The 26,527-nt window shown below is 72.7% G+C and carries 22 protein-coding genes; 16 read left to right on the forward strand and 6 right to left on the reverse strand.

The genetic code is table 11. The features are described 5' to 3' along the window. Window positions 1-1,007, reverse strand: a 1,007-nt coding sequence (locus ACIPTO_RS13440) for a HAMP domain-containing protein (protein ID WP_401191426.1), incomplete at its 3' end; no start/stop codon positions are given. A 102-nt stretch (window positions 1,008-1,109) separates the two neighbouring features. Between ACIPTO_RS13440 and ACIPTO_RS13445 the strand changes: the two genes are divergently transcribed. Together ACIPTO_RS13445 and hemW are read left to right on the forward strand one after the other, a co-directional pair. After that, on the forward strand, window positions 1,110-3,119 hold the full coding sequence (locus ACIPTO_RS13445) for a SpoIIE family protein phosphatase (RefSeq protein ID WP_401191428.1): 2,010 nt from the start codon (window positions 1,110-1,112) through the stop codon (window positions 3,117-3,119). A 108-nt stretch (window positions 3,120-3,227) separates the two neighbouring features. Continuing rightward, window positions 3,228-4,460, forward strand: coding sequence for a radical SAM family heme chaperone HemW (gene hemW / locus ACIPTO_RS13450; RefSeq protein WP_401191430.1), 1,233 nt, complete (start codon window positions 3,228-3,230; stop codon window positions 4,458-4,460). Between the two features lie 83 nt (window positions 4,461-4,543). On the opposite strand, the gene ACIPTO_RS13455 is transcribed toward hemW, so the two are convergent. Both ACIPTO_RS13455 and ACIPTO_RS13460 read right to left on the reverse strand, forming a co-directional pair. Continuing rightward, on the reverse strand, window positions 4,544-5,353 hold the full coding sequence (locus ACIPTO_RS13455; RefSeq protein ID WP_366313620.1) for a DUF3097 domain-containing protein: 810 nt from the start codon (window positions 5,351-5,353) through the stop codon (window positions 4,544-4,546). A 34-nt stretch (window positions 5,354-5,387) separates the two neighbouring features. Then, window positions 5,388-6,116 (reverse strand): MBL fold metallo-hydrolase, encoded by a 729-nt coding sequence (locus ACIPTO_RS13460; protein ID WP_401191432.1) that lies wholly within the window; start codon window positions 6,114-6,116, stop codon window positions 5,388-5,390. A gap of 182 nt (window positions 6,117-6,298) precedes the next feature. Here ACIPTO_RS13460 and hrcA point away from each other — a divergent pair, with 182 nt between their 5' ends. The 10 genes from hrcA (at window position 6,299) to ACIPTO_RS13510 (ending at window position 17,156) form a co-directional block, all read left to right on the forward strand. After that, window positions 6,299-7,315, forward strand: a complete 1,017-nt coding sequence (hrcA, locus tag ACIPTO_RS13465; protein WP_366313624.1) for a heat-inducible transcriptional repressor HrcA — start codon at window positions 6,299-6,301, stop codon at window positions 7,313-7,315. Next, on the forward strand, window positions 7,316-8,452 hold the full coding sequence (dnaJ, locus tag ACIPTO_RS13470; RefSeq protein WP_366313626.1) for a molecular chaperone DnaJ: 1,137 nt from the start codon (window positions 7,316-7,318) through the stop codon (window positions 8,450-8,452). A gap of 134 nt (window positions 8,453-8,586) precedes the next feature. Next, window positions 8,587-9,663, forward strand: a complete 1,077-nt coding sequence (locus ACIPTO_RS13475) for a nitronate monooxygenase (RefSeq protein WP_401191435.1) — start codon at window positions 8,587-8,589, stop codon at window positions 9,661-9,663. Next, on the forward strand, window positions 9,660-10,412 hold the full coding sequence (locus ACIPTO_RS13480; RefSeq protein WP_366313630.1) for a 16S rRNA (uracil(1498)-N(3))-methyltransferase: 753 nt from the start codon (window positions 9,660-9,662) through the stop codon (window positions 10,410-10,412). The genes ACIPTO_RS13475 and ACIPTO_RS13480 overlap by 4 nt, the downstream gene beginning before the upstream one ends. Window positions 10,413-10,428: 16 nt before the next feature. Continuing rightward, the gene (locus tag ACIPTO_RS13485) at window positions 10,429-10,821 is read left to right on the forward strand and encodes a VOC family protein (RefSeq protein WP_401191437.1); all 393 of its coding nucleotides are present in this window, start codon (window positions 10,429-10,431) and stop codon (window positions 10,819-10,821) included. A 141-nt stretch (window positions 10,822-10,962) separates the two neighbouring features. Beyond that, window positions 10,963-11,469 (forward strand): hypothetical protein, encoded by a 507-nt coding sequence (locus ACIPTO_RS13490; RefSeq protein WP_366314473.1) that lies wholly within the window; start codon window positions 10,963-10,965, stop codon window positions 11,467-11,469. A gap of 45 nt (window positions 11,470-11,514) precedes the next feature. Next, window positions 11,515-14,739 (forward strand): S41 family peptidase, encoded by a 3,225-nt coding sequence (locus ACIPTO_RS13495; RefSeq protein ID WP_401191439.1) that lies wholly within the window; start codon window positions 11,515-11,517, stop codon window positions 14,737-14,739. Window positions 14,740-14,865: 126 nt separating this feature from the next. Beyond that, window positions 14,866-15,219: a histidine triad nucleotide-binding protein gene (locus tag ACIPTO_RS13500; protein WP_366313636.1), complete on the forward strand. Its 354-nt coding sequence runs from the start codon at window positions 14,866-14,868 to the stop codon at window positions 15,217-15,219. Window positions 15,220-15,225: 6 nt separating this feature from the next. Continuing rightward, window positions 15,226-16,131, forward strand: coding sequence for a ribonuclease Z (locus ACIPTO_RS13505; protein WP_366313638.1), 906 nt, complete (start codon window positions 15,226-15,228; stop codon window positions 16,129-16,131). 20 nt (window positions 16,132-16,151) lie between these two features. Next, entirely contained in the window at window positions 16,152-17,156 is a 1,005-nt protein-coding gene (locus ACIPTO_RS13510; RefSeq protein WP_401191442.1) for an adenosine deaminase, read from the forward strand. On the opposite strand, the gene ACIPTO_RS13515 is transcribed toward ACIPTO_RS13510, so the two are convergent. Together ACIPTO_RS13515 and ACIPTO_RS13520 are read right to left on the reverse strand one after the other, a co-directional pair. Then, window positions 17,153-18,520: an MFS transporter gene (locus ACIPTO_RS13515; protein ID WP_401191444.1), complete on the reverse strand. Its 1,368-nt coding sequence runs from the start codon at window positions 18,518-18,520 to the stop codon at window positions 17,153-17,155. The genes ACIPTO_RS13510 and ACIPTO_RS13515 overlap by 4 nt on opposite strands. 230 nt (window positions 18,521-18,750) lie before the next feature. Beyond that, complete coding sequence (locus ACIPTO_RS13520; RefSeq protein ID WP_366313644.1) at window positions 18,751-19,533, reverse strand: IclR family transcriptional regulator; 783 nt, start codon at window positions 19,531-19,533, stop codon at window positions 18,751-18,753. 129 nt (window positions 19,534-19,662) lie between these two features. Here ACIPTO_RS13520 and ACIPTO_RS13525 point away from each other — a divergent pair, with 129 nt between their 5' ends. The 3 genes from ACIPTO_RS13525 (at window position 19,663) to ACIPTO_RS13535 (ending at window position 23,260) form a co-directional block, all read left to right on the forward strand. Further along, window positions 19,663-20,610 (forward strand): 5-dehydro-4-deoxyglucarate dehydratase, encoded by a 948-nt coding sequence (locus ACIPTO_RS13525; protein WP_366313646.1) that lies wholly within the window; start codon window positions 19,663-19,665, stop codon window positions 20,608-20,610. After that, entirely contained in the window at window positions 20,607-21,896 is a 1,290-nt protein-coding gene (locus ACIPTO_RS13530) for a glucarate dehydratase family protein (RefSeq protein WP_401191447.1), read from the forward strand. Before ACIPTO_RS13525 ends, ACIPTO_RS13530 begins: the two co-directional genes overlap by 4 nt. Before the next feature lie 209 nt (window positions 21,897-22,105). Continuing rightward, window positions 22,106-23,260, forward strand: coding sequence for a carbohydrate kinase family protein (locus tag ACIPTO_RS13535; protein ID WP_401191449.1), 1,155 nt, complete (start codon window positions 22,106-22,108; stop codon window positions 23,258-23,260). Between the two features lie 81 nt (window positions 23,261-23,341). Here the strand turns inward: ACIPTO_RS13535 and ACIPTO_RS13540 are convergent, their stop codons facing one another. Beyond that, window positions 23,342-24,070 (reverse strand): FAD binding domain-containing protein, encoded by a 729-nt coding sequence (locus tag ACIPTO_RS13540; protein WP_401191451.1) that lies wholly within the window; start codon window positions 24,068-24,070, stop codon window positions 23,342-23,344. A 321-nt stretch (window positions 24,071-24,391) separates the two neighbouring features. Here ACIPTO_RS13540 and ACIPTO_RS13545 point away from each other — a divergent pair, with 321 nt between their 5' ends. Next, complete coding sequence (locus ACIPTO_RS13545; RefSeq protein WP_401191453.1) at window positions 24,392-26,518, forward strand: PhoH family protein; 2,127 nt, start codon at window positions 24,392-24,394, stop codon at window positions 26,516-26,518. The last annotated feature ends 9 nt before the right edge of the window (window positions 26,519-26,527 follow it).

A 26,527-nucleotide genomic window follows, 5' to 3' on the forward strand; every position in this document is an offset into this window, starting at 1 on the left:
GACTTCAGCTCCAGGATCTCGCCCTGCGCGTCCACCGTGATCTTCTGGCTCAGGTCGCCGTTGGCCACGGCGGTCGTCACCTGGGCGATGTTCCGCACCTGGGAGGTCAGGTTCGACGCCATGAAGTTGACGTTGTCGGTGAGGTCCTTCCAGACCCCGGACACACCCCGCACCTGCGCCCGGCCGCCCAACTGGCCCTCGGTGCCGACCTCGCGGGCGACGCGCGTCACCTCGTCCGCGAACGCCGACAGCTGGTCGACCATCGTGTTCACGGTCAGCTTGAGTTCGAGCAGCTCGCCGGTCGCCTCGACCGTGACCGTCCGGGTCAGGTCGCCCCGCGCCACCGCCGTCGTCACGAGAGCGATGTCCCGCACCTGCGCCGTCAGCCGGGACGCCATCGTGTTGACCGCCTCGGTCACATCACGCCAACTCCCGTACAGGCGCGTCACCTTGGCCCGGCCGCCGAGTCTGCCCTCGGTGCCGACCTCGCGGGCCACCCGGGTCACCTCCCCGGTGAACAGGGAGAGCTGGTCCACCATCTTGTTCACGGCCCGGCCCAGATGCCGCAGATCACCGCGCAACTGCCTGCTGCCGTCGTGCAGATCGACCCGCTGGGTCAGATCGCCGCCCGCCACCGCGTCCAGCACCCGGGTCGCGTTGGCGGCCGGGGCGACGAGGGCGTCGAGGAGCTGGTTGACGTCGTTGACCCGGGAGGTCCAGCCGCCCTGGCCCGGGCTGGCCGAGAGCCGCTCGTCCAGGCGGCCGTGGCGGATCAGCTCCCGCCGAACGCGCTGCGTCTCGGAGTTGAAGTGGGTGCTGCGGTCCATGATCTGGTTGAAGGCGGCGGTCAGTTCCGCCACGATGCCCTGGCCCGTCTCCGGTGCCTTCGTGAAGTCGCCGTCGCGCGCGGCCGTCATCACGGCGAGCAGGGGACGGAGATCCGATGCTCGAATCCAGTCCTCTTTCTGTCCGTCTTCGAGCACACGCGTAGCACTGTTCTCACTCATGGAGGCCCACTTCGGTAACTCGGCGCTTATGCGCGTGGCCAGTCTGTCACTCTGTCCGCATCGACCGAGGCGTATTCGTCCGATCTGCTCGGGGAGCTGTCCATGGGGGCCATTCCGACGCAACGGGAGACCACTTCGCGTGCTCCCGATGCGCCCGCGCAGCACGGCGCGGACCGGCGCACGACCGTGCGCGCCACGCTGCCCGGCAGCCCCCTCGCGCCCGGTTCGGCCCGCGGCCTGGTGCGCGCCGCGCTCCGCGAATGGGCCGAACTCGCCCTCCCCGGCACCGAGCGACTCACCGGACGGCTCGCCGACGACGCGATGATCGTCGTCAGCGAACTCGTCACCAACGCCGTCGTCCACGCTGGCACGGACGTCGAGCTGGTGTGCCGGCTAGAGGACACGGACGCGATCGTCGTCGAGGTCGCCGACCACCACCCCTCCCGTGCCCCGCGCGACAACACCGCCGAACCGGCCTACGAGACACCGGAGTTCGGGCGCGGCCTGCGCCTCGTCTCCACCCTCGCCGAGGCCTGGGGCGTCACCTACCGCACCGGCACCAAGACCGTCTGGGCCCGCCTGCCCGCCGAAGGCACCCCGGCCGCAGAGGAGTTGGAGACCTGCGCCGGTGAACGCGGCCTGCGCGTCGCCGAGATCCTCGCCCCCGAACCGCCCGTCCCCTCGGACAGACCCTCACGCGGCGACCCCCACCGCGCCGAACACGACCGGGACTGGCTCGGCCGCGGCGCGCTCTCCTTCCTCGCCGAAGCCTCCGACCTGCTCGCCGGACAGCTCGACGAGGACCTCGTCGCCGCGCTCGCCGGACAGCTGATCGTGCCGAGACTGGCCGACTGGTGCGCCGTATGGCTGGAGGACGAGGCGCTGGGGCGATGGAGGTCCCCCCGGTCGGGCGGGGCGGAGGGCGGGGGAGGCCGGCACGAGGACGCCGGAGCAGGCGCCGGACCCCGCCTGGCCCGCGTCTGGCACGGCAGCGAGAACCGCATCGAGGAACTGCGCGGCGCCCTGGAGAAGGACCCGCCCCGCCCGCCGGACACCCTGCGGCCCGTGTCCTACCCCTGGCCCGCCGACGCGCTCGGCCCGCACGGCACCCACGGCGCGGCCCTCGCGTACCGCCTGATCGCGGGCGGCCGGCCGCTCGGCACCCTGGTCATCGGCCGGTCCGGCCTGTCGCGCTTCCCCGACGAGGTCACCGGCCTGGTCGAGGACCTCAGCCGCCGCGTCGCGCTCGCGATCGGCGCGGCCCGCCAGTACGCCCGCCAGGCCACCATCAGCCGCGTCCTCCAGCGCGGCCTGCTGCCCGGCGCCGTGGCCGAGATCCCCGGCGTGCACAGCGCCCTCGTCTACGAACCGTGCGACAAGGGCGGCCCCAGCGGCGACTTCTACGACCTCTTCCCGGCCGGCGACGGCCGCTGGTGCTTCGCCCTCGGCGACGTCCAGGGCAAGGGCCCCGAGGCCGCCGTGGTGATCGGACTGGCCCGCCCCTGGCTACGGCTCCTCGCCCGCGAGGGCTACCGCGTCGCCGACGTCCTCGACCGCCTCAACCAGCTCCTCCTGGACGACGCCACCGAAGCCGCCGACGCCGCCGCGCACGCCCTCGTCGCGGCGGGCGGACACCCCGGCCCGGTCGGCGACGGCCCCCGCTTCCTCTCCCTCCTCTACGGCGAGCTGATCCCCTTCGACGGCGGCGTCCGCTGCACCCTCGCCTCCGCCGGACACCCGCTGCCGCTGCTCCTGGGCCCGGACGGCAGCGTCGGCACGGCCGCCCGCCCGCAGACCCTCCTCGGAGTCATCGAGGACGCCACCTACACCAGCGAGACCTTCGAACTCCGGCCCGGCGACAGCCTGTTGTGCGTCACCGACGGGGTGACCGAGCGGCGCTCCGGGTCGGTCCAGTTCGACGACGGCGACGGACTCGCGACCGCGCTGGCGGGGTGCGCGGGGCTGAGCGCCGAGCTGATCGCGGAGCGCATCAAACGCCTCGTCCACGAGTTCGGCGGCCGTCCCCCGGAGGACGACATGGCGCTGCTGGTGCTCCAGGCGGAACAGACGGAACAGGCGGAGCGGCCTGAACAGACAGAGCGGCCGGAATAGGCAGGTGCGGCCGGAACAGGAGGTGCGGTCGGGACCGGCGGAGCGGCCGGACAAGGCGGCGCGGGCGGGCGGAGCCGACAGTCGCGCGGGTGCTGGACAATGGAGGACATGCCTTCCGCACTCCCCGACGGCGACCCCGTCCCCGAAGACGGCACCCTGCCCGCCCAGGCGCTCGCCGGGGCCGTGGACCGCCCCCTCGGGTTCTACCTGCACGTCCCGTACTGCGCGACCCGCTGCGGCTACTGCGACTTCAACACCTACACGGCGACCGAGCTGCGCGGCACGGGCGGAGTGCTGGCCTCCCGCGACAACTACGCGGACACCCTGATCGACGAGCTCCGCCTGGCCCGCAAGGTCCTGGGCGACGACCCCCGGCCGGTCCGCACGGTCTTCGTCGGCGGCGGCACGCCCACACTGCTGGCGGCGGGCGATCTCGTACGGATGCTGGCCGCGATCAGGGACGAGTTCGGGCTGGCACCGGACGCGGAGATCACGACCGAGGCGAACCCGGAGTCGGTGGACCCCGCCTACCTCGCGGCCCTCCGCGACGGCGGCTTCAACCGTGTCTCCTTCGGCATGCAGAGCGCGCGACAGCACGTACTGAAAGTCCTCGACCGCACCCACACCCCCGGCCGCCCCGAGGCCTGTGTCGCCGAGGCCCGCGCGGCCGGCTTCGACCACGTCAACCTCGACCTGATCTACGGCACCCCGGGCGAGACCGACGACGACTGGCGCGCCTCGCTCGACTCCGCCCTCGGCGCGGGCCCCGACCACATCAGCGCGTACGCCCTGATCGTCGAGGAGGGCACGCAGCTGGCCCGCCGCATCCGCCGGGGCGAGGTCCCGATGACGGACGACGACGTGCACGCCGACCGCTATCTGATCGCCGACGAGGTGATGTCGGCGGCGGGCTTCGACTGGTACGAGGTCTCGAACTGGGCGACGTCGCATTCCGGCCGTTGTCTCCACAACGAGCTGTACTGGCGCGGCGCCGACTGGTGGGGCGCGGGTCCCGGGGCCCACTCGCACGTGGGCGGCGTCCGCTGGTGGAACGTCAAGCATCCCGGCGCCTACGCGGCGGCTCTCGCCTCCGGCCGCTCCCCGGGCGCGGGCCGCGAGATCCTCACCGAGGAGGACCGCCGCGTGGAGCGCATCCTCCTGGAACTGCGCCTCCGCGAGGGCGCCCCCCTGACCCTCCTCCACGAGGAGGGCCTCAAGGCCTCCCGCCGGGCCCTCACGGACGGCCTCCTGCAACAGCGGCCCTACGACGAGGGCCGCGCCGTGCTCACCCTGCGGGGAAGGCTGCTGGCGGACGCGGTGGTCCGGGACCTGGTGGACTGACCGGCCCGCCGGGACGGCAGCCGCCGGCATCTGTCGGCGCCCGTCAGCACCCGTCAGCACCTGTCAGTGCACGTCAGCACCTGTCAGTCGGCCTCGGGTGCCGTGACGAAATCGATCAACTCCTCGACCCGTCCCAGCAGTTCCGGCTCCAGGTCCTTGTACGACCCCACCTTGGCCAGAATCGCCTGCCACACCGCACCGGTGTTTTCCGGCCAACCCAGTGCCCGGCAGACGCCCGTCTTCCAGTCCTGGCCGTGCGGGACGCGGGGCCAGGCGGCGATGCCCACGGAGGACGGCTTCACCGCCTCCCAGATGTCGATGTACGGGTGGCCCACGACCAGCGCGTGCTCGCTCGTCACCGACTGGGCGATGCGCCACTCCTTGGTGCCCGGCACCAGGTGGTCCACCAGGATGCCCAGCCGCGCGTCCGGGCCGGGGGCGAACTCGGCCACGATCGACGGGAGGTCGTCGACGCCCTCCAGGTACTCGACTACCACGCCCTCGATGCGCAGGTCGTCGCCCCACACCCGCTCGACGAGTTCCGCGTCGTGCCGGCCCTCCACGTAGATCCGGCCGGCGCGGGCCACACGCGCGCGTGCACCCGGGACGGCGACCGAACCGGAAGCCGTACGGGTGGTCCGCGGCGGACTCGACACGGGCCTGACCAGGGTGACGACACGGCCCTCCAGGAGGAAGCCGCGCGGTTCCATCGGGAACACCCGGTGCTTGCCGAAGCGGTCCTCCAGGGTGACGGTGCCGGCCTCGCAGCGGATCACCGCGCCGCAGAAACCGGTGCCCGGCTCCTCGACCACCAGGCCCGCCTCCGCGGGGACCTCGGGGACCGGCTTGGGCTTCTTCCACGGCGGGGTCAGATCGGCGGAGTACTGGCGCATTCGGATGACGATAGGAGAACCGGGCCGACGGCCGTCACGACACGCCGAAACGTGCGGCCAACGCGTCCCGTTGGGCCCGCACGAACCCCGCGTCCACCAGCGCTCCGTGACCGGGCACGTACACCGCGTCCTCCCCGCCCAGAGAGAGGAGACGATCGAGCGCCGCAGGCCAGAGGGCGGGCGCGGCGTCCGGGCCCGCCTGGGGTTCGCCGGACTCCTCGACCAGATCGCCGCAGAACACGACCGGCGGGGAGCCGGGGACGAGGACCGCGAGGTCGTGGGCCGTGTGCCCGGGGCCGACGTTCACGAGCAGCGCCTCCCGGCCGGCGCCCAGGGGAAGCGCCAGCTCGCCGGAGACGGGGACCAGGGGGCCCGGACCTGCCAGTGCGGCCACCGCCTCGTCGGCCACACGCGTGTGCAGCCCGTTCCCGACGGCGTCCGCGCGCAGCGCCTCCCGGCCGTCCGCCAGCACCCGCTCCGCGCCCGCCGCGCCGAACACCTCCGCGCCCGTGAACGCCGCCGCCCCGAAGACATGGTCGAAATGCGGGTGGGTGAGCGCGAGATGGGTCACAGCGCGACCGGCGAGCGCCCGCGCCTCCGTACGCAACCGCGCGCCCTCCACGAGGCCCGACCCCGCGTCGACCATCAGCGCCGCGTCGCCGCCGATCACCAGCCCGACCGTGCAGTCCCAGCCAGGCAGCCGGCACCGGCCGACCCCGGCCGCGATCCGCTCCCATCCCAGCTCTTCCCAAGTCACCGTCACACGGCGACGCTAACGGTGCGGGCACTCACCGCGTGACATCGCAGGACCGGCCTTGCCCGAGGTGTGCCCCACGGCCGTACACTGGCCGGGGAAGGCTGGCACTCACGCGCACAGAGTGCCAGGAAAGGGCGGGCTCGCGACAAGCGGCGACAAAGGCGACCAGAACTGGGAGGTGTGCGCGGATGCTCAGCGAACGCAGGCTTCAGGTGCTGCGCGCCATCGTCCAGGACTACGTGGGCACCGAGGAGCCGGTCGGTTCCAAGGCGCTCACCGAGCGGCACAGCCTCGGCGTCTCCCCGGCGACCGTGCGCAACGACATGGCCGCCCTGGAGGACGAGGGTTTCATCGCCCAGCCGCACACGAGTGCCGGGCGCATCCCCACCGACAAGGGCTACCGGCTCTTCGTCGACAAGCTCGCCGGCGTCAAGCCGATGACCGGCCCCGAGCGCAAGGCGATCCAGAACTTCCTCGACGGCGCCGTGGACCTCGACGACGTCGTGGGCCGTACGGTCCGGCTGCTCGCGCAGCTGACCCGCCAGGTCGCCGTCGTGCAGTACCCCTCGCTGACCCGCTCGACCGTCCGGCACGTGGAGCTGCTGTCGCTGGCTCCCGCGCGCGTGATGCTCGTGCTGATCACCGACACCGGCCGGGTCGAGCAGCGCATGGTCGACTGCCCGGCGCCGTTCGGCGAGGCCTCCCTCGCCGATCTGCGGGCCCGGCTCAACAGCCGGATCGCTGGGCGCCGCTTCGCGGACGTGCCGCTGCTCGTGCAGGATCTGCCGGAGGCCTTCGAGGCCGAGGAGCGCGGCACGGTGGCGACGGTGCTCTCCACCCTCCTGGAGACTCTCGTCGAGGAGACCGAGGAGCGGCTGATGATCGGCGGCACCGCCAATCTCACCCGCTTCGGACATGACTTTCCCCTCACCATCCGCCCCATCCTGGAAGCCCTCGAGGAGCAGGTCGTCCTCCTCAAGTTGCTTGGTGAGGCGGGGGATTCGGGCATGACCGTACGGATCGGTCATGAGAACGCCTACGAGGGACTCAACTCCACGTCGGTGGTGTCGGTCGGCTACGGTTCGGGCGGCGAGGCAGTCGCCAAGCTAGGCGTGGTCGGACCGACCCGCATGGATTACCCGGGAACGATGGGAGCGGTACGCGCAGTGGCACGGTACGTCGGACAGATCCTGGCGGAGTCCTAAGTGGCCACGGACTACTACGCCGTTCTCGGCGTGCGTCGCGACGCGTCGCAGGATGAGATCAAGAAGGCCTTCCGCCGGCTCGCGCGCGAGCTGCACCCGGACGTGAATCCGGACCCGAAGACCCAGGAGCGGTTCAAGGAGATCAACGCCGCTTACGAGGTGCTCTCGGACCCGCAGAAGAAGCAGGTCTACGACCTCGGCGGCGACCCCCTCTCGCAGGCGGGCGGCGGCGGGGCCGGCGGCTTCGGCGCGGGCGGCTTCGGGAACTTCTCGGACATCATGGACGCGTTCTTCGGCACGGCGTCGCAGCGCGGACCGCGCTCGCGCACCCGCCGCGGCCAGGACGCGATGATCCGGCTGGAGATCGAGCTCGACGAGGCCGCCTTCGGCACCACGAAGGACATCCAGGTCGACACGGCCGTCGTCTGCAACACCTGCAACGGCGAGGGCGCGGCCCCCGGCACCTCCGCGCAGACCTGTGACATGTGTCGCGGTCGCGGTGAGGTCTCGCAGGTGACCCGGTCCTTCCTGGGCCAGGTCATGACGTCCCGCCCCTGCCCCCAGTGCCAGGGCTTCGGCACGGTCGTGCCGACGCCGTGCCCGGAGTGCGCCGGTGACGGCCGCGTCCGTTCGCGGCGCACGCTCACGGTCAAGATCCCGGCGGGCGTGGACAACGGCACGCGGATCCAGCTCGCGGGCGAGGGCGAGGTCGGCCCCGGCGGCGGCCCCGCGGGCGACCTGTACGTGGAGATCCACGAACTGCCGCACGCGATGTTCCAGCGCCGCGGCGACGACCTGCACTGCACGGTGACGCTTCCGATGACGGCGGCGGCCCTGGGCACGAAGGTGCCGCTGGAGACGCTCGACGGCCTGGAGGAGGTCGACATCCGTCCGGGCACCCAGTCCGGCCAGTCGATCCCGCTGCACGGCCGGGGCATCACCCACCTGCGCGGCGGCGGCCGGGGCGACCTCATCGTCCATGTCGAGGTCACCACCCCCACCAAGCTGGACGTCGAGCAGGAGCGCCTGCTGCGCGAACTGGCGAAGCTGCGCGGTGAGGAGCGGCCCATGGGCACGTTCCAGCCGGGTCAGCAGGGCCTGTTCTCGCGCCTCAAGGACGCTTTCAACGGTCGCTGAGCGGGCCCGGGGGCAGCCGCCCCCGGACCCGGCCACCGGCCGCTCTTCGGGGTCCGGGCGGGCCCTCTGCACTGGCATGTGCCGGTGCCAAGGTCGGATTCGGACTTGTTCGGAGGACGTGACAACATGCCGTCATGTCCTCCGCACTGACCGATCTCTTCCCTCATCCGATCGTGCAGGCCCCGATGGCGGGCGGTGTCTCCGTCCCGCGCCTCGCGGCCGCCGTGTCCGAGGCCGGCGGGCTGGGATTCCTCGCCGCCGGGTACAAAACGGCCGACGGCATGTACCAGGAGATCAAGCAGCTGCGGAGCCTGACGTCCCGCCCGTTCGGCGTGAACCTCTTCATGCCGCAGCCGGAGTACGCGGACAGGGCCGCCGTCGACGTCTACGCCCACCAGCTCGCCGGCGAGGCCACCTGGTACGACACGGAGCTGGGCGACCCGGACAGCGGCCGTGAGGACGGCTACGACGCCAAGCTGTCCGTGCTGCTCGACAACCCGGTGCCGGTGGCCTCCTTCCACTTCGGCGTCCCGGCGCCCGAGGTGCTGGACTCGCTGCGCCGGGCCGGCACGTTCACCCTCGTCGCCGCCACCACCGTCGAGGAGGCCCTCGCCGTGGAGCGCGCCGGCGCCGACGCGGTGATCGCGCAGGGCGTCGAGGCCGGCGGCCACCAGGGCACCCACCGCGACCTCCCGGAGAACGACGGCGCCGGCATCGGCCTGCTCTCCCTCGTCGCCCAGATCCGCGAGAGCGTGAGCCTGCCGATCGTCGCCGCGGGCGGGCTGATGCGCGGCAGCCAGATCGCGGCCGTCCTCGCGGCGGGCGCGAGCGCGGCCCAGCTCGGCACGGCGTTCCTCGCCACCGCCGAGTCCGGCGCGAACGTCCTGCACAAGCAGGCGCTCACCAACCCCCTGTTCACCCGCACCGAGTTGACCCGCGCCTTCTCCGGCCGCCCGGCCCGCGGCCTGGTCAACCGCTTCCTGCGCGAGCACGGCCCCTACGCCCCCGCCGCGTACCCCGAGATCCACCATCTGACGTCCCCGCTCCGCAAGAAGGCCGCCGCGTCCGGCGACCCACAGGGCATGGCGTTGTGGGCGGGCCAGGGCCACCGCATGGCCCGCGAGCTGCCCGCGGGCCGGCTGGTCGAGGTCCTGGTCGCCGAACTGGCCTCCGCCCGGACCGCGTTGTCCGCCGGGGGAGACCTCCGATGACGGCGCCGGTGTTCGTGGTCGAGTCCCTGGACGGTGCGACCGCGGGCTCCGTCACCGAGGTGACCGGCCCCGAGGGACGGCACGCGGTCTCCGTACGGCGGCTGCAGCCCGGCGAGGACGTCGTACTCACGGACGGACAGGGCCGGGGCGCCTCCGGCGTGGTCCTCGGGGCCGAGGGCAAGGACCGTCTGGTCGTCGAACTCCGCGCCTTTCCCGTCGAGCCGGAGCCCGCGCCCCGCATCACCGTCGTCCAGGCCCTCCCGAAGGGCGACCGGGGCGAGCTGGCGGTGGAGACGATGACCGAGACCGGCGTCGACGCGATCGTCCCGTGGGCCGCCTCCCGGTGCGTCACGCAGTGGAGGGGCGAGCGGGGTCTGAAGGCTCTCGCGAAGTGGCGGGCCACCGCGCGCGAGGCCGGCAAGCAGTCCCGCCGGCTGCGCTTCCCGGAGGTCGCGGACGCGGCAACGGGCAAACAGGTTGCGGCACTTCTGGCCAAAGCCGACTTCGCCGCGGTCCTGCACGAGGACCGCGACTACGGCAGCGAGCCGCTGGCCACCGCCGAACTCCCCGCCGAGGGCGAGATCGTGCTGGTCGTGGGCCCCGAAGGAGGCGTCTCCCCCGAGGAGTTGGCGCTCTTCGAGGAGGCGGGCGCGAAGGCCTACCGCCTCGGGCGTAGCGTGCTGCGTACATCGACGGCCGGGACCGCGGCGACCGCCCTGCTCCTCGGCCGTACCGGACGCTGGTCCTGAACCAGGGGGGATCGCCGTGGAACTCGCCCAAGTACGGCTGCTCGTCACCGACTTCGCCGCCTGCTACCGCTTCTACGCCGACGTCCTCGGCCTGAAGCCCCAGTCGGGGGCGGCCGAGGGGCCGTACGAGAAGTTCAGTCCCGCGATCGGGTCCGCCGGGATCGCGCTCCAGGACCGGTCGATGATGGCTCACGTCCTGCCGGAACTGGGCGACCCGGCGACCGGGCACCGTTCGCTCGCGGTGCTGCGGGTGGACGACCTGGACGGGTACTGCGCGCAGATCACCGCCCGCGGCGCCGAACTGCTGCACGGGCCGGCGCCGATGACGGACCGGATGCGGGTCGCCCATCTCAGGGACCCCGAGGGCAATGTGGTGGAGCTTCAGGAGTGGCTGCTGCTCCGCGGCTGAGGAGGTGCGCCGGGAGCCGCGCCCCCGGCGCACGCGTGGCCGTATGCGCTCTTCCGTGTGCGCCCCGACGGTGGCAGGCTGCCGTGCATGCGGGTGTCGGGAGGGAACTGGAGTCGGCCGCGCGGGCGGCGGGTGGCCGCTGTGGCGGGGCTCGCGGTGGTGACCGTGGGCGGGGCCGTCGCGTGCCAGCCCGGTGATCTCAGCGCGGCGACCGTCGCGTACACGACCGACAAGACGGCGACCGCGGAGCTGAAGCACGACCACGTGAGCGTGCGCTACCTGACCTGCACGGGCAACTACGGCAGCGGCAACAAGGCCTACACGCCCGGGAAGACGCCCTCGCCGACCGAGACCACGGTCGTCAGCGTCGACTGCCAGGGACAGACCAATGACAACCGGGACATCACCGTCACCGGCAAGGTCACCCGGGCCGTCGACGGCGCCTGTGTACGCGGCGACCTGGTCGCCAAGGTCGCGGACAAGCAGGTGTTCCACGTGACCGGGCTCGGCGACTGCAACGCGGCCACGCCGTCGTCCGTGGGCAACCCGAATCCGACGCTGACCTACGGCCCCGGACCGACCGTCACGGTCACCAGGACGATCTGGTGCAAGGGCGATCCGACCTGCTGGCCCGTCGAAGGCAAGTGATCCAAAGGACTGTCGGCGGATACCGTCGGTGCATAACCTGATCAGGTGACTCAGCCCTCAGCGTCCGCAGCCCCGGCCTATCTCCGCTTCCCCCACCTGCACGGCGACCTGGTCGCCTTCACCGCCGAGGACGACGTGTGGCTGGCGTCCCTCGACGGCGGCGGCCGGGCCTGGCGGGTCAGCGCGGAGAACGTGCCGGTGACCCACCCCCGCATCTCGCCCGACGGCACCACCGTCGCCTGGACCTCCACCCGCGACGGCGCCCCCGAGGTGCACATCGCCCCGGTCGACGGCGGACCCGCCAGGCGCCTGACGTACTGGGGCAGTTCACGCACCCAGGTGCGCGGCTGGACCGCCGACGGCGAGGTCCTGGTGACCACCACCCACGGACAGGCCAACCTCCGCCGCAGCTGGGCCCGTTCGGTCCCCCTCGACGGCGGACCGGCGACGACCCTCCCGTACGGCTGGGTCGGTGACGTGGCCCGCGGCGAGCGGGCCACGGTCCTGCTCTCCGCGCCGATGGGCCGCGAGGCGGCCTGGTGGAAGCGCTACCGGGGCGGCACCGCGGGCAAGCTGTGGATCGACCGCGAGGGCGACGGCGAGTTCACGCGCCTGCACGAGGATCTGGACGGCAACATCGAGTACCCGGTGTGGACGGGGGAGCGGATCGCGTTCCTCTCCGACCACGAGGGCACCGGCGCGCTCTACTCCTCCCTCGCCGACGGCTCCGACCTGCGCCGCCACACCCCCGTCGAGGGAGCGTTCTACGCCCGGCACGCGGCAGGCGACGGCACCCGGATCGTCTACTCCTCCGCCGGTGAACTCTGGCTCCTGGACGACCTGGACGGCGCCGAACCGCGCCGCCTCGACATCCGCCTCGGCGGCCAGCGCACCGACCAGCAGCCCTACCCGGTGGCCGCCGCCCGCTGGTTCGGCTCCGCGTCCCCCGACCACACCGCGCGCGGCAGCGCGGTCGCCGTACGCGGCGCCGTCCACTGGGTCACCCACCGCTCGGGCCCCGCCCGCGCGCTCAGCGCCACCCCCGGCGTCCGCGCCCGGCTGCCCCGCACCTTCCGCACGGACGGGGAGGAATGGGTGGTGTGGGTGACGGACGCGGAGGGCGACGACGCCCTCGAGTTCGCCCCCGCCACCGGTCTCGCCCCCGGCGCCACCCCGCGCAGACTCGCCGCGGGCCGGCTCGGCCGGGTCCTCGCCCTCACCGTGGCCCCCGACGGCAGCCGGGTCGCCGTGGCGTCGCACGACGGCCGCGTCCTCCTCATCGAGCGCGAGACCGGCGAGGTCCGCGAGGTCGACCGCAGCGAGGACGGCGACGCCTCGGGCCTCGCCTTCTCCCCGGACTCGGCCTGGCTCGCCTGGTCGCACCCCGGCCCGCAACCCCTGCGCCAGCTCAAGCTGGCCAACACCACGGACCTGTCGGTCACCGAGGCCACCCCCCTCCGCTTCCAGGACTACGCCCCCGCCTTCACCCTCGACGGCAAGCACCTGGTCTTCCTCTCCACCCGCTCCTTCGACCCGGTCTACGACGAGCACGTCTTCGACCTGGCCTTCGTGGTCGGCGACCGCCCGCACCTGATCACCCTCGCCGCGACGACCCCGTCCCCCTTCGGACCGCAGCGCCACGGCCGCCCCTTCGAGGCCCCCGACAAGGACGAGACCCCCGACAGCGAGGGCCGCCCCACCACCCGGATCGACCTCGAAGGCCTCGCCGACCGGATCGTCGCCTTCCCGGTCGAGGCCGGCCGCTACTCCAACCTGCGCGCCGCCAAGGACGGCGTCCTGTGGCTGCGCCACCCGGTCCTCGGCGTCCTCGGCGCCAGCCGCGCGACCCCCGAGGACCCGGACCCCAAGACGGAGCTGGAGCGCTACGACCTCGCCCAGCAGCGCGTCGAGCACCTCGCGGGGGACGCCGACCACTTCGAGGTCAGCGGCGACGGCAAACGCGTCCTGCTGTGGACGGACCACAAACTCCGGGTCGTGCCGAGCGACCGCCGCGCCTCCGGCTCGGACGACGACGACAGCGACACGAACATCAACGTCGACCTGTCCCGCGTCCGCCAGACCGTCGACCCGGCCGCCGAGTGGCGCCAGATGTACGACGAGACCGGCCGGATCATGCGCGACAACTTCTGGCGCGAGGACATGAGCGGCGTCGACTGGGACGCGGTCCTCGACCGCTACCGCCCGATCCTCGACCGCGTGGCCACCCACGACGACCTGGTGGACCTCCTCTGGGAGGTGCACGGCGAACTCGGCACCTCGCACGCCTACGTCACCCCGCGCGGCGGCCACGGCCACGGCGAACGCCAGGGACTCCTGGGAGCCGACATCTCCTGTCACGAGGACGGCAGTTGGCGCATCGACCGGATCCTCCCCTCGGAGACCTCCGACCCGCACGCCCGCGCCCCGCTGGCCGCCCCCGGCGTGGCGGTCCGCACGGGGGACGCGATCCTCGCGGTGGCGGGCCGGCCCGTGGACCCGGTGACCGGCCCGGCCCCTCTCCTCGTCGGCACGGCGGGCAAACCGGTCGAGCTGACGATCTCCCCGGCGGGCGGCGGCGACCCACGCCACGCGATCGTCGTGCCCCTCGCCGACGAGGAACCCCTCTACTACCACGCGTGGGTCGCCGACCGCCGCGCCTACGTCCACGAGAAGTCCGGCGGCCGTCTCGGCTATCTGCACGTCCCCGACATGCAGGCCCCCGGCTGGGCCCAGATCCACCGCGACCTGCGCGTCGAGGTGGCCCGGGAGGGCCTGGTGGTCGACGTCCGCGAGAACCGCGGCGGCCACACCTCCCAGCTGGTCGTCGAGAAGCTCGCCCGCCGCATCGTCGGCTGGGATCTGCCCCGTGGCATGCGCCCCTACAGCTACCCCGAGGACGCCCCCCGGGGCCCGGTGGTGGCCGTGGCGAACGAGTTCTCCGGCTCGGACGGCGACATCGTCAACGCGGCGATCAAGGCCCTGGGCATCGGCCCGGTCGTCGGCACCCGCACCTGGGGCGGTGTCATCGGCATCGACAGCAGATACCGCCTGGTCGACGGCACCTTGATCACCCAGCCCAAGTACGCGTTCTGGCTGGAGGGTTACGGCTGGGGCGTGGAGAACCACGGCGTCGACCCGGACGTGGAGGTGGTGCAGCGCCCCCAGGACCACGCGGCGGGCCGGGACACGCAACTGGACGAGGCGATCCGCCTGGCACTGGAGTCGCTGGAGACGGCGCCCGCGAAGACCCCGCCGGCCCTGCCCAGCTGAAGAGGCGCGGGGCCGTGTCGACATGCGGCTCCGCCGCGTGGGCACGACCAGCCACGACGGCGCGGCACGCAACGACGATACGATGCCGACCACAACTCGCCGCTCGACCCCCGGAGAGGAACGCACATGTCAGGGGACCCGCAGGACGACTGCCTGTTCTGCAAGATCGTCGCCGGCCACATCCCGGCGACGATCATCCGAGAGACACCCACCACCGTCGCGTTCCGGGACATCAACCCCCAGGCCCCGACCCATGTCCTGGTGATCCCGAGGGTCCACTACCCCGACGCCGCCTCCCTCGCCGCCGCCGAACCGGCGGTCGCCGCGGACGTGCTCCGCGAGGCGGGCGAGGTCGCGGCCGACGAGAAGCTCGACAGCTACCGCGTCATCTTCAACACCGGCAGCGGCGCGGGCCAGACCGTGTTCCACGCCCACGCCCACGTCATGGGCGGCCGCGGCATGCAGTGGCCGCCCGGATAACCCACCGTGTCCGTACGTGAACTGGTGATCCTGGGCACCGCGAGCCAGGTCCCCACCCGCCACCGCAACCACAACGGCTACCTCCTGCGCTGGGACGGCGAGGGCATCCTCTTCGACCCCGGAGAGGGCACCCAGCGCCAGATGCTGCGCGCCGGGGTGGCCGCGCACGACCTGAACCGGATCTGCGTCACCCACTTCCACGGCGACCACTCCCTCGGCCTCGCGGGCGTCATCCAGCGCATCAACCTGGACCGCGTCCCGCACCCGGTCACCGCGCACTACCCGAAGTCGGGCCGGCGCTTCTTCGACCGGCTGCGCTACGCGACGGCGTACCGCGAGACGGTGGGCATCACGGAGTCCCCGGTCGCGGAGGACGGCACGATCGCCACCACCCCGGCCTACACCCTGGAGGCCCGCAGGCTCTCCCACCCCGTCGAGTCCTACGGCTACCGCCTCACCGAACCCGACGGCCGCCGCATGCTGCCCGACCGCCTTGCCGCGCACGGCATCAAGGGCCCGGACGTGGGCCGCATCCAGCGCGAGGGGACGGTGGACGGCGTCTCGCTGGACGAGGTCAGCGAGGTGCGCCGGGGCCAGCGTTTCGCGTTCATCATGGACACCCGGCTCTGTGCCGGGGTGCACGTCCTCGCGGAGGGCTGCGACCTCCTGGCGATCGAGTCGACGTTCCTGGACGAGGACGAGCAACTGGCCGCGGACCACGGCCACTTGACCGCGGGGCAGGCGGCGCGGGTGGCACGGGAGGCAGGCGTACGGCACCTGGTCCTCACCCACTTCAGCCAGCGCTACTCCGACCCGGAGGAGTTCGAGCGGCAGGCGCGGGCGGCGGGATTCGAGGGGGAGCTGACCGTGGCGCACGACCTGCTCCGGGTGCCGGTTCCGAAACGGCGGTAAAACACCCGTACGATACTTCGATGCCCATCCCCAAAGCCGAACTGCACCTGCACATCGAAGGCACCCTGGAACCCGAGCTGGCCTTCGCGCTCGCGGCCCGCAACGGCGTCGAGCTGCCGTACGCGGACACCGAGGAACTGCGCGAGGCGTACCTCTTCGACGACCTCCAGACCTTCCTGAACCTCTACTACGAGCTGATGGCCGTCCTGCGCACCGAGCGGGACTTCGAGGACCTCGCCGACGCCTATCTCGCCCGCGCCGCCGCGCAGGGCGTCCGGCACGCGGAGATCTTCTTCGACCCGCAGGCGCACCTCGCGCGGGGCGTGGACATGGGCACGGTCGTGGAGGGCCTGTGGCGGGCCCTGGGCAGCAGCGAGACACGCCACGGCATCTCGACCCGGCTGATCCTGTGCTTCCTGCGCGACGAGTCCGCCGCTTCGGCGATGGCGACCCTGGACGCCGCGAAGCCGTACCTCGACCGGATCACCGGCATCGGCCTCGACTCGGCCGAGGTGGGCCACCCGCCGGTGAAGTTCCGCGAGGTCTACGAGGCCGCCGCCGCGTTGGGTCTCCGACGGGTCGCGCATGCCGGTGAGGAGGGCCCGCCCGCCTACATCGCCGAGGCGCTGGACGTCCTCGGCGTCGAGCGCATCGACCACGGCCTGCGCTGCATGGAGGACCCGGAGCTGGTGGCGAGGCTGGTCCGGGACCGCGTCCCGCTCACCCTCTGCCCCCTCTCGAACGTCCGGCTGCGCGCGGTGGACGTCCTCGCCGAGCACCCGCTCCCGGCGATGCTGGAGGCGGGCCTGCTCTGCACGGTCAACTCCGACGACCCGGCCTACTTCGGCGGGTACGCCGGCGACAACTTCGACGCGGTCCGCTCGGCGCTGGGCCTGACCGAGGAGCGGCTGCGCGAGCTGGCCCGGAACTCCTTCGTCGCCTCCTTCCTGGAGGACGACGAGGAACGCCGGTCCGGCTACCTCGCCGAGGTCGAGGCCTACGTCTTCCAGGCGCCGGGCTTCTAGGCGCCGGGCGCCGCGGCCGACTGCCGGGGTCCCGCCGTGCGGTAGTCGCCCCGTGCCGGGACGGCCGGGGTGTCCAGCGGGATCTCGACGACCGGCTGTTCGGGGGCGCCGATCTGCGGGACCGTGCCGCAGGGCGCGCCGGTCGACGCGGCGACCACGGCGGCCGGGGTGCCCCCGCGCCGCCGGACAGTCCCCGGCACCAGCAGCCGCCCGCCGGTGTGGAGGGCGACTCCGGTCATCGGGACGGCGATCACGACCAGACCCACCGCGAGGATCGCGCCCATCGCCGGGAACCCGGCCCGCGCCGACAGCACGCTGCCCGCGAGGGGTCCCGCCGCCGTGCCGAGGGACGAGGCCGAGCCGACGAGGACGGCCCAGCGCCCGCGCGGATCGAGGGAGGCGGCGAGGCCGAGGACGTAGGACAGGACGATCGGGTAGAGGGTGTTCCAGGCGATCTCGCCGGTCGCGAACGTCCGCAGGTCCTGCGCGGACGCGCTGAGCGCGATGCAGCCCGCGATGAGCGCCGTGCCCGCGCCGATCGGCACCGCGCGCCCGAGCCGGGAGCCGAGCGCGCCCGCGCCGATCACGCCGACCAGGCCGGTGCCGAGCGCGATGGCGAAGACCGCGCCGACGGTGACCTCGGAGAGGTGCGCCTGGTGGATGCCGATCCGGCCGCTGACGCCCCAGAGCGAGTTCTGGGCCAGCGACCAGCACAGCAGGGTGCCGGCGAGGACGAGTCCGGCGCGGCGGTGGGGGAGTCCGGTGGTCTCCACGCGCGTGTGCCCCGTCGCCGTACGGACCGGGAGGCGGCCGGTCAGGGGCCATACGGCGAGTGCGGTGAGGGCGATCGCGGCGAGCGGCTGTCCGTGGCCGGGGCCGAGGTGCGGGACGGTGAGGTAGACGGCTCCGGCGAGCGCGGACACGCACAACAGGCCGAGCGTGGACGCGCGGTGGGGGTCCCTCCCCCACGCTCGAACACCCTCGCGCGGGGGGACCCCCATGGCGGCGATGCCGGAGGCGGCGACCGTGGTGGCCGTGCCCGAGCCGAACCCGCCGACCACCGCGCCCGCGATGACCGCGGGGACGGCGTGGGTGAGGGCGGCCGAGCCGTACCCCAGCACGGCGAGGACGAGACCGATCCGCGCGAGCGTGCGCGGTCCGACCCGGTCGACCCGCGAGGCGAGCAGGAACCCGGCCGCCGCCGAACTCAGCAGCAGCGCGCTGCCGACGGCACCGGCCTGCGTGGCGGACAGGGGCAGCCCGGAGTCGAGCCTGCCGACGGTGGTGGGGAGGAGATAGGGGGCGAGGTACCCGGCCGTGAAAAGGGCGACGAGGGGCCAGGGCGTGGTGGTGCGGGCGAACACGGGCGTTCCCAGGGCATGCGAAAGAAGCGGCTCAAAAGGGGGAGGGGCGACGACCGTCGACGGACAGGAACGCGCGGGCAATTTGTATCAAGCACGCGGTTCGCCGAAGAAGGGCGGGGGGTGTGATCTGGGGCACGTTGTGTTTGGGGGGACGAACCCGGGGCAGGAGCGCGCCCCAAATCTTTCGACGGCGTTCACTTTTCCGCGGGAGTCCCGGGAGGACGCGCGGGCTAGCGCCAGCGCACGGCTCCCCCGGCCGTGGGCGGCGCCGCCTCGATCTTCGCCCGCACCGCGCGCATCACCGCCACGATCTCCCCCTCGCGCCCCGCCGTCAGCCGCCCCACCGGCACCGAGCAGCTGATCGCGTCCAGCGCGGGACTGTCGTACCGCAGCGCGAACCCGAACCCCACGATCCCGGGCACGGCCTCCTCGCGGTCGATCGAGTAGCCCCGGGCGCGGACGGCCGCGAGATCGGCGGCCAGGGACGCCCGGTCGGTACGGGTGTGGGGCGTGGCCGCCTCGTACGGACCGTCCGGCAGCTCCTCGTCCGGCCGCTCCGCCAGCAACGCCTTCCCCAGGGCGCCGACATGGGCCGGCAGCCGCCGTCCCACCCTGCTGATCGTCCGCAGGTACTCGTGCGACTCCCGCGTCGCCAGGTACGCCACGTCCCACCCGTCCAGCCGCCCCAGGTGGATCGTCTCGCCGAGCGCCTCGGACGCCTCGTCGAGACAGGGCCGTACGGTCCGCACGCGCGGGTCGGAGTCCAGGTAGGTCGTGCCGGTGAGCAGCGCGTGGATGCCGATCCCGTAGAGCGAGCCGGTGATGTCCGTACGGACCCAGCCGCGCGCGATCAGGGTCTGGAGGAGGGCGTACATGGAGCTGCGCGGCACGCCCAGCTCGTCGGCGAGTTCCTGGAGGCGCGCGGGACGGTCGCCGCGCGCGGCGAGCAGTTCGAGCAGCTCGACCGTGCGGGCGGCCGACTTCACCTCGCGGACGCCACCGGGCTCTGACATGCGCCGATGGTAGCGAGAGCGGACCGGGGCGCGACGGCCCCGCCGGTGCTCCGCGGCAGGCCCCATTGACGGCCGCGGTTCGCGTATCTAATCTCTGTTTTCATACGTGGATAACGTCTACATAGGGAGATGGCAGTGAACGCCGACACGGAGACCGTGGTGCGCAGGCTCCGGGACGGGATGGCGGGCGGAGTGCTCTCCTTCCCGCTCACCTCCTTCCACGACGACGGCTCCCTCGACCCCGCCGGCTTCCGCACCCATGTCGCGGCCCAGATCGACACCGCCCCCGGCGCCGTGTTCCCCGCCTGCGGCACCGGCGAGTTCTTCTCACTGGACGAGGACGAGTACCGCACGGTCGTCACCCTCGCCGTCCAGGAGGCGGCCGGCCGCGTCCCCGTCGTCGCCGGAGTCGGCTACGGCTGGGCCCAGGCCGCCCGGTTCGCCCGCATCGCCGAGGAGGCCGGCGCCGACGCCCTCCTCGTCCTGCCGCACTACCTCGTCGCCGCCCCGCAGGACGGCCTGGTCGCCCAGCTGGAGCAGCTCGCCGCCCGCACCCGGCTCCCGCTCATCGCCTACCAGCGCGGCCAAGTCGCCTTCACCGCAAGCTCGTTGAAGCGCATCGCGGCGATCCCCGGCGTCATCGGCCTCAAGGACGGTCACAGCGACCTCGACCGCCTGCAACGCCTCACCCTCGCCGCCCCCGAGGGCTTCCTCTTCTTCAACGGCGCCTCCACCGCCGAGATCCAGGCCCGCGCCTACGCCACCGTCGGCATCCCCGCCTACTCCTCCGCCGTCCACGCCTTCGCCCCCGAGATCGCGAACGCCTTCTTCACCGCCCTGCGCGACGACGACGCCAAGACGGTCGAGCGACTGCTGCGCGACTTCTACATCCCGCTCGTCGAACTCCGCGACCGCGTACCGGGATACGCCGTCTCCCTGGTCAAGGCGGCGGCCCGGCTGCGCGGACGCCCGGTGGGCCCCGTGCGCGCCCCGCTCACCGACCCCTCGGCCGCCGACCTGGCCGACCTCACCGTCCTGCTCGCCACCGGACTCGACCTCGTAGGAGCCGCGCTGTGAACCTCACCATCGCCGACGTCCGACTCACCCCGATCCTGGTCGCCGACCCGCCCCTGCTGAACACCCAGGGCGTCCACCAGCCCTTCACCCCGCGCCTGATCGTCGAGATCGAGACCGCCGACGGCGTCACCGGCCTCGGCGAGACCTACGGCGACACCAAGTACCTGGAGCTGGCCCGGCCCTTCGCCGAAAAGCTGATTGGCCGTCAGGTCAGCGACCTGAACGGCCTGTTCACGGTCGCCGACGAACTGGCCGTCGACAGCTCGCGGGTCCTCGGACAGGTCGACGTCGGCGGGCTCCGCGGAGTCCAGACCGCCGACAAGCTGCGCCTGTCCGTCGTCTCCGGCTTCGAGGTCGCCTGCCTCGACGCCCTCGGCAAGGCGCTCGGACTGCCCGTGCACGCCCTGCTCGGCGGCAAGGTGCGGGATGCCGTCGAGTACAGCGCGTACCTGTTCTACAAGTGGGCCGAACACCCCGAGGGCGTGCCGAGCGAACAGGACGACTGGGGCGCGGCGGTCGACCCGGCCGGAGTCGTCGAGCAGGCACGCCTGTTCAAGGAGCGGTACGGCTTCACCTCCTTCAAGCTCAAGGGCGGTGTCTTCCCGCCGGACGAGGAGATCGCCGCCGTACGGGCGCTGGCGCAGGCCTTCCCCGGCCACCCCCTGCGCCTCGACCCCAACGGCGCCTGGTCCGTGGAGACTTCACTGAAGGTCGCGAAGGAACTCGGCGACGTCCTCGAGTACCTGGAGGACCCGGCGCTCGGCACCCCGGCGATGGCCGAGGTGTCCGCCGGAACCGAGGTGCCGCTGGCCACCAACATGTGCGTGACGACGTTCGCCGAGATCGAGGAGGCCTTCACGAAGGACGCCGTACAGGTGGTGCTCTCCGACCACCACTACTGGGGCGGACTGCGCAACACCCAGCAACTGGCCGCCATCTGCCGCACGTTCGGCGTCGGCATCTCCATGCACTCCAACACCCACCTGGGCATCAGCCTCGCCGCGATGACCCATGTCGCCTCGACCGTCCCCAACCTCCACCACGCCTGCGACTCCCACTACCCCTGGCAGTCGGAGGACGTCCTCACCGAACGCCTCACCTTCACCGACGCCAAGGTCGCCGTCTCCGACGCGCCCGGCCTCGGCGTCGAACTCGACCGCGCCAAGCTGGAGTTCCTGCACCGGCGCTGGCTCGACGACGACGGCACGCTGCGCGAGCGCGACGACGCGGCGGCCATGCGGATCACCGACCCGGAGTGGGTCACGCCGTCGATGCCCCGCTGGTAGGGGCGCGCGACGACGCCGGGCGCGGCCGGATCCGGACGCGCCCCCGCCGGCCCCGCGCACGGACCGGCACCGGGCACGGCCGCCGCCGTGGCGCCCGGACCTGCGGCAGGCCGGAACGGATGCGACGGGAGGTCCCGGAGCGGGAGTCGGCGGCACGGGTCCGCGGTGGTGCACACTGGCCTGATCCGTATCACGTCAGGGAGCGCACCGTGACCGCGTCCAACGCGTCCACCTCCGGCAGTGCCGGGCCGTCCTGCCGGGCCACCGAGGTCGACCCCCTGGCCGGGCTGCGCGCGGCGGGCGATCCGCCCTGGGACGTGTACCTCACCGGCACCGTCTTCCTCGACATCATCTTCACCGGCCTCGAATCCGCGCCGGTGCGCGGCACCGAGTCCTGGGCGCGGGGGATGGGATCGAGCCCCGGCGGGGTGGCCAACATGGCGACCGCGCTGGCCCGGCTCGGCCTGCGCACCTCCCTCGCCGCGGCCTTCGGCGACGACCACTACGGCGAGTACTGCTGGGACGCGCTCGCGCAGGGCGAGGGCATCGACCTCTCCGCCTCCCGCACCGTGTCCGGCTGGCACTCACCGGTCACCGTGTCGATGGCGTACGAGGGGGAACGCACGATGGTCTCGCACGGCCACGAGCCGCCCCCCGAGGCCGTGTTCGGGCAGGGCGGCGCACCCGACCGCCCGCCGCGCGCGCGTGCCGCCGTCGCCTCCCTCACCCCCGGCAAGCAGGCCCCCTGGGTCGCGCAGGCCGCGAGCGAGGGCACCCGGATCTTCGCCGACGTCGGCTGGGACGACACCGGCGCCTGGGACCTCGCCGGGCTCCCCGACCTCGCGCACTGCGAGGCGTTCCTGCCGAACGCCGAGGAGGCCATGCGCTACACCGGCGCCGACTGCCCCCGCGCCGCCGCCCACGCGCTCACCGACCACGTGCCGCTCGCCGTCGTCACCCTCGGCGCGGACGGCGCGTACGCCGTGGACCGTCGTACGGGGGAGTCCGCCGAGGTCCCGGCGATCGCCGTGGAGGCCCTCGACCCCACCGGCGCGGGTGACGTCTTCGTCGCAGGCTTCGTCACCGGCACCCTGGCCGGCTGGCCGCTCGCCGACCGTCTGGCCTTCGCCGGTCTCACCGCCGCCCTCTCCGTCCAGGAGTTCGGCGGCTCCCTCTCCGCACCGGGCTGGTCCGAGATCGGCGCGTGGTGGCGCAAGGTCCACTCCGTCGCGGGCCAGGACCCGACGGCCCTGGACCGGTACGCGTTCCTGGCCGGACTGGTCCCGGAGGAGGAGCCGGGCGGCGACAGCCCGTGGCCGCTGCGCCGGGCGGTGCCGACGATCGGCTTCGGCAGGTCCACGTGAGGGACGGCGAGCCGTGCGCCGCGCGTCCGCTGCGCGGCCCGTCCGGGTGAACGTTCCTGCGCAGCCGCCGCAGGGCTCTCCTCAGCGGGCCTGCGCCCGCTCCACCACACCGCCGACCACGTCCCGCACGGCCTCGAAGACCGCCTCGGGCAACGTGCCCAGCGGAGTCAGCGCCAGGGCGCGGAGGATCCGGCCGGTGTCCGGGTCGTACGGGACGGTCTCGCTGGTCACGTCGTATCCGTCGCGCACCGCCACCCGCAGGACCCGGCCCGTGTCCGAGCCCGCCGCCGCGCCCACGGCCACCGCGACCACGAAGGGGACCTCGCCCCGCAGCTGATCCGTCAGCTTGCGGTAGCCGGTGGCCACCGGCTCGGGCCAGCGCAGGCTCAGCAGCAGGGGCTTCTTCGCGAGCAGTTCCGCGAGGTCGGTCTCGACGGGGCCGTCCTGCTCCAGGACCAGCGCGCGGGCGTCCAGGACCAGCGCGGCGGGCAGCAGACAGCGCAGCGTGCTGCCCACTATGTTCCCGCCGACCGTCGCGGTCCTGCGCACCGCACCGGTGCCCACCCCGCGCGCGGCCTGCCGCAGCACCTCCGGCACCCGCTCGTCGATCTCGTGCAGCAGTACGGCCGAGCCCAGCGTCCCGTCCCCGATCACCCTGGCCTCGGGCACCTCGCGCAGGGACACCGCCCGCTCCGGGAAACCGTCCCGTTGCCAGCCCGCCCAGACCAGGGTCGCCCCGCCGACGGGAACCGCCCCCTCGGCCAGGCACGACTGTGCTTCGGACACGGACCTGGGCAGACGCACGAGCACAGCGACCGACCTGCTTTCCCTGCAAGGCTCACCTGACGGACACAGGGCATTGTCCTGACAAGCGAGGGGGCGCAAACAGGGCTCACGGCGTCATCCCGCGCGCCTCCTCTGCGCCCGCCCCGCGACCGGACCGCGCCCGGACTGGGCACCATCACCCCGCGCGACTCCCGCGTCCCACCGGCCACCCGGATTTCGTGGCCCGACGGTCACCGAAAAGCCCTACGGCGTTGTCAGTGGCCCGGCGTACCCTTGAAACCACCAGGCCGCCCTTGTGGCGGGCGAGTCGATCCAGGAGGACGAGCAAGGCCACAGAGCCGGCCCATGACTCAGACACCCACAGCTCACACCCCCGCGCGGGAGCAGGCGAGAGCACAGTTCACGGTCCCCGCCCAGCACCCGATGGTCACCGTCCTGGGATCAGGGGACGCCCTCCTGCGCGTGATCGAAAGGGCCTTCCCGGCGGCCGACATCCACGTCCGGGGCAATGAGATCAGCGCGGCCGGCGACGCCCGTGAAGTCGCCCTCGTCCAGCGCCTGTTCGACGAGATGATGCTGGTGCTCCGCACCGGGCAGCCGATGACGGAGGACGCAGTGGAACGCTCGATCGCCATGCTCAGGGCGAGCGAGAACGGGGATGGCCCTGAGGAGACACCGGCCGAGGTGCTCACCCAGAACATCCTGTCCTCGCGAGGCCGCACGATCCGCCCCAAGACCCTCAACCAGAAGCGGTACGTCGACGCGATCGACAAGCACACCATCGTCTTCGGCATCGGTCCCGCGGGCACCGGCAAGACCTACCTCGCCATGGCCAAGGCCGTCCAGGCCCTCCAGGCCAAGCAGGTCAACCGCATCATCCTCACCCGCCCGGCGGTGGAGGCGGGCGAGCGCCTCGGCTTCCTCCCCGGCACCCTCTACGAAAAGATCGACCCGTACCTGCGCCCCCTGTACGACGCCCTCCACGACATGCTCGACCCGGAGTCCATCCCCAAGCTGATGGCCGCGGGCACGATCGAGGTGGCGCCGCTGGCGTACATGCGCGGAAGAGCGCAGCCGATCTTCACCAACGTCCTCACGCCGGACGGCTGGCGCCCCATCGGAGACCTTGAGGTCGGCGACCTGGTCGTCGGCTCGAACGGTGAGCCGACCCCGGTCCTCGGCGTGTATCCGCAGGGCGAGAAGGACATCTACCGCGTCACGGCCCAGGACGGTTCCTGGACCCTGTGCTGCGGCGAGCACCTGTGGACGGTCCGCACGGCCTCGGACAAGCGGCGCGACAAGCCGTGGCGGGTCCTGGAGACCCAGGAGATGATCGGCAACCTGCGGGCGGCGCATGCTCGCAGGTACGAGTTGCCGATGCTCACCGCGCCGGTGTCCTTCCCCGAGCGGGATGTACCCATGGACCCGTACGCGCTGGGGCTGCTGCTGGGGGACGGATGCCTCACGGGCTCCACGACCCCGTCCTTCTCGACGGAGGACCGGGAGCTGGCCGAGGCACTCGAAAGCGCGCTGCCCGGTGTCGCCGTGCGACACCGGAGCGGACCCGACTACGTCCTCAATCGGATCAAGGCCCCCGGGGACGTGGTCACCCTGGAGAACCCCGTCACACGGGTTCTGCGCGAGCTGGATCTGCTGCGCACTCGCTCGCACACCAAGTTCGTCCCGAACGACTACCTGTACAACACGGCCGACGTACGGCTGGCCGTTCTCCAAGGCCTGCTGGACTCCGATGGTGGACCGGTCACCCAGTCCGACCGCTCGTGCCGAATCCAGTTCTCGACCGCGTCGATCATTCTGCGCGACGACATCATCGCCCTGGTCCAGTCGCTCGGCGGCGTCGCGTACACGCGCCGTCGGCCTGCCGAAGGCCGTAAGCAGGGCACGGCTCTGGCAGCCCACCGCTATGACACCCATGTCGTGGAGATTCGCCTTCCCGAAGGAATCGAACCCTTCCGCCTCACCCGCAAGCGCGACAAGTACCACGCGGCCGGAGGCGGCGGACGCCCGATGCGCTTCATCGACAGCATCGAGCCCGCAGGCAGGGAAGAGACGGTCTGCATCCAGGTGGCGGCCGAGGACTCCCTGTACGTCACTCAGGACTACCTGCTGACGCACAACACCCTGAACGACGCCTTCATCATCCTGGACGAGGCCCAGAACACGAGCCCCGAGCAGATGAAGATGTTCCTCACCCGGCTCGGGTTCGAGTCGAAGATCGTGATCACTGGTGACGTGACGCAGGTCGACCTGCCGAGCGGCACGAAGTCGGGGCTGCGGCAGGTGCAGGACATCCTGGAGGGGCTCGACGACGTGCACTTCTCCCGCCTGTCGTCGGCGGACGTCGTCCGGCACAAGCTGGTCGGCCGTATCGTCGACGCGTACGAGAAGTACGACAACGAGCACGGTACGGAGAACGGCACCCACAAGGGCGCCCGTGACAAGCGGAAGTAGATCAGCGCG

The organism is Streptomyces sp. NPDC090083, from assembly GCF_044747445.1.
GTDB lineage: Bacteria > Actinomycetota > Actinomycetes > Streptomycetales > Streptomycetaceae > Streptomyces.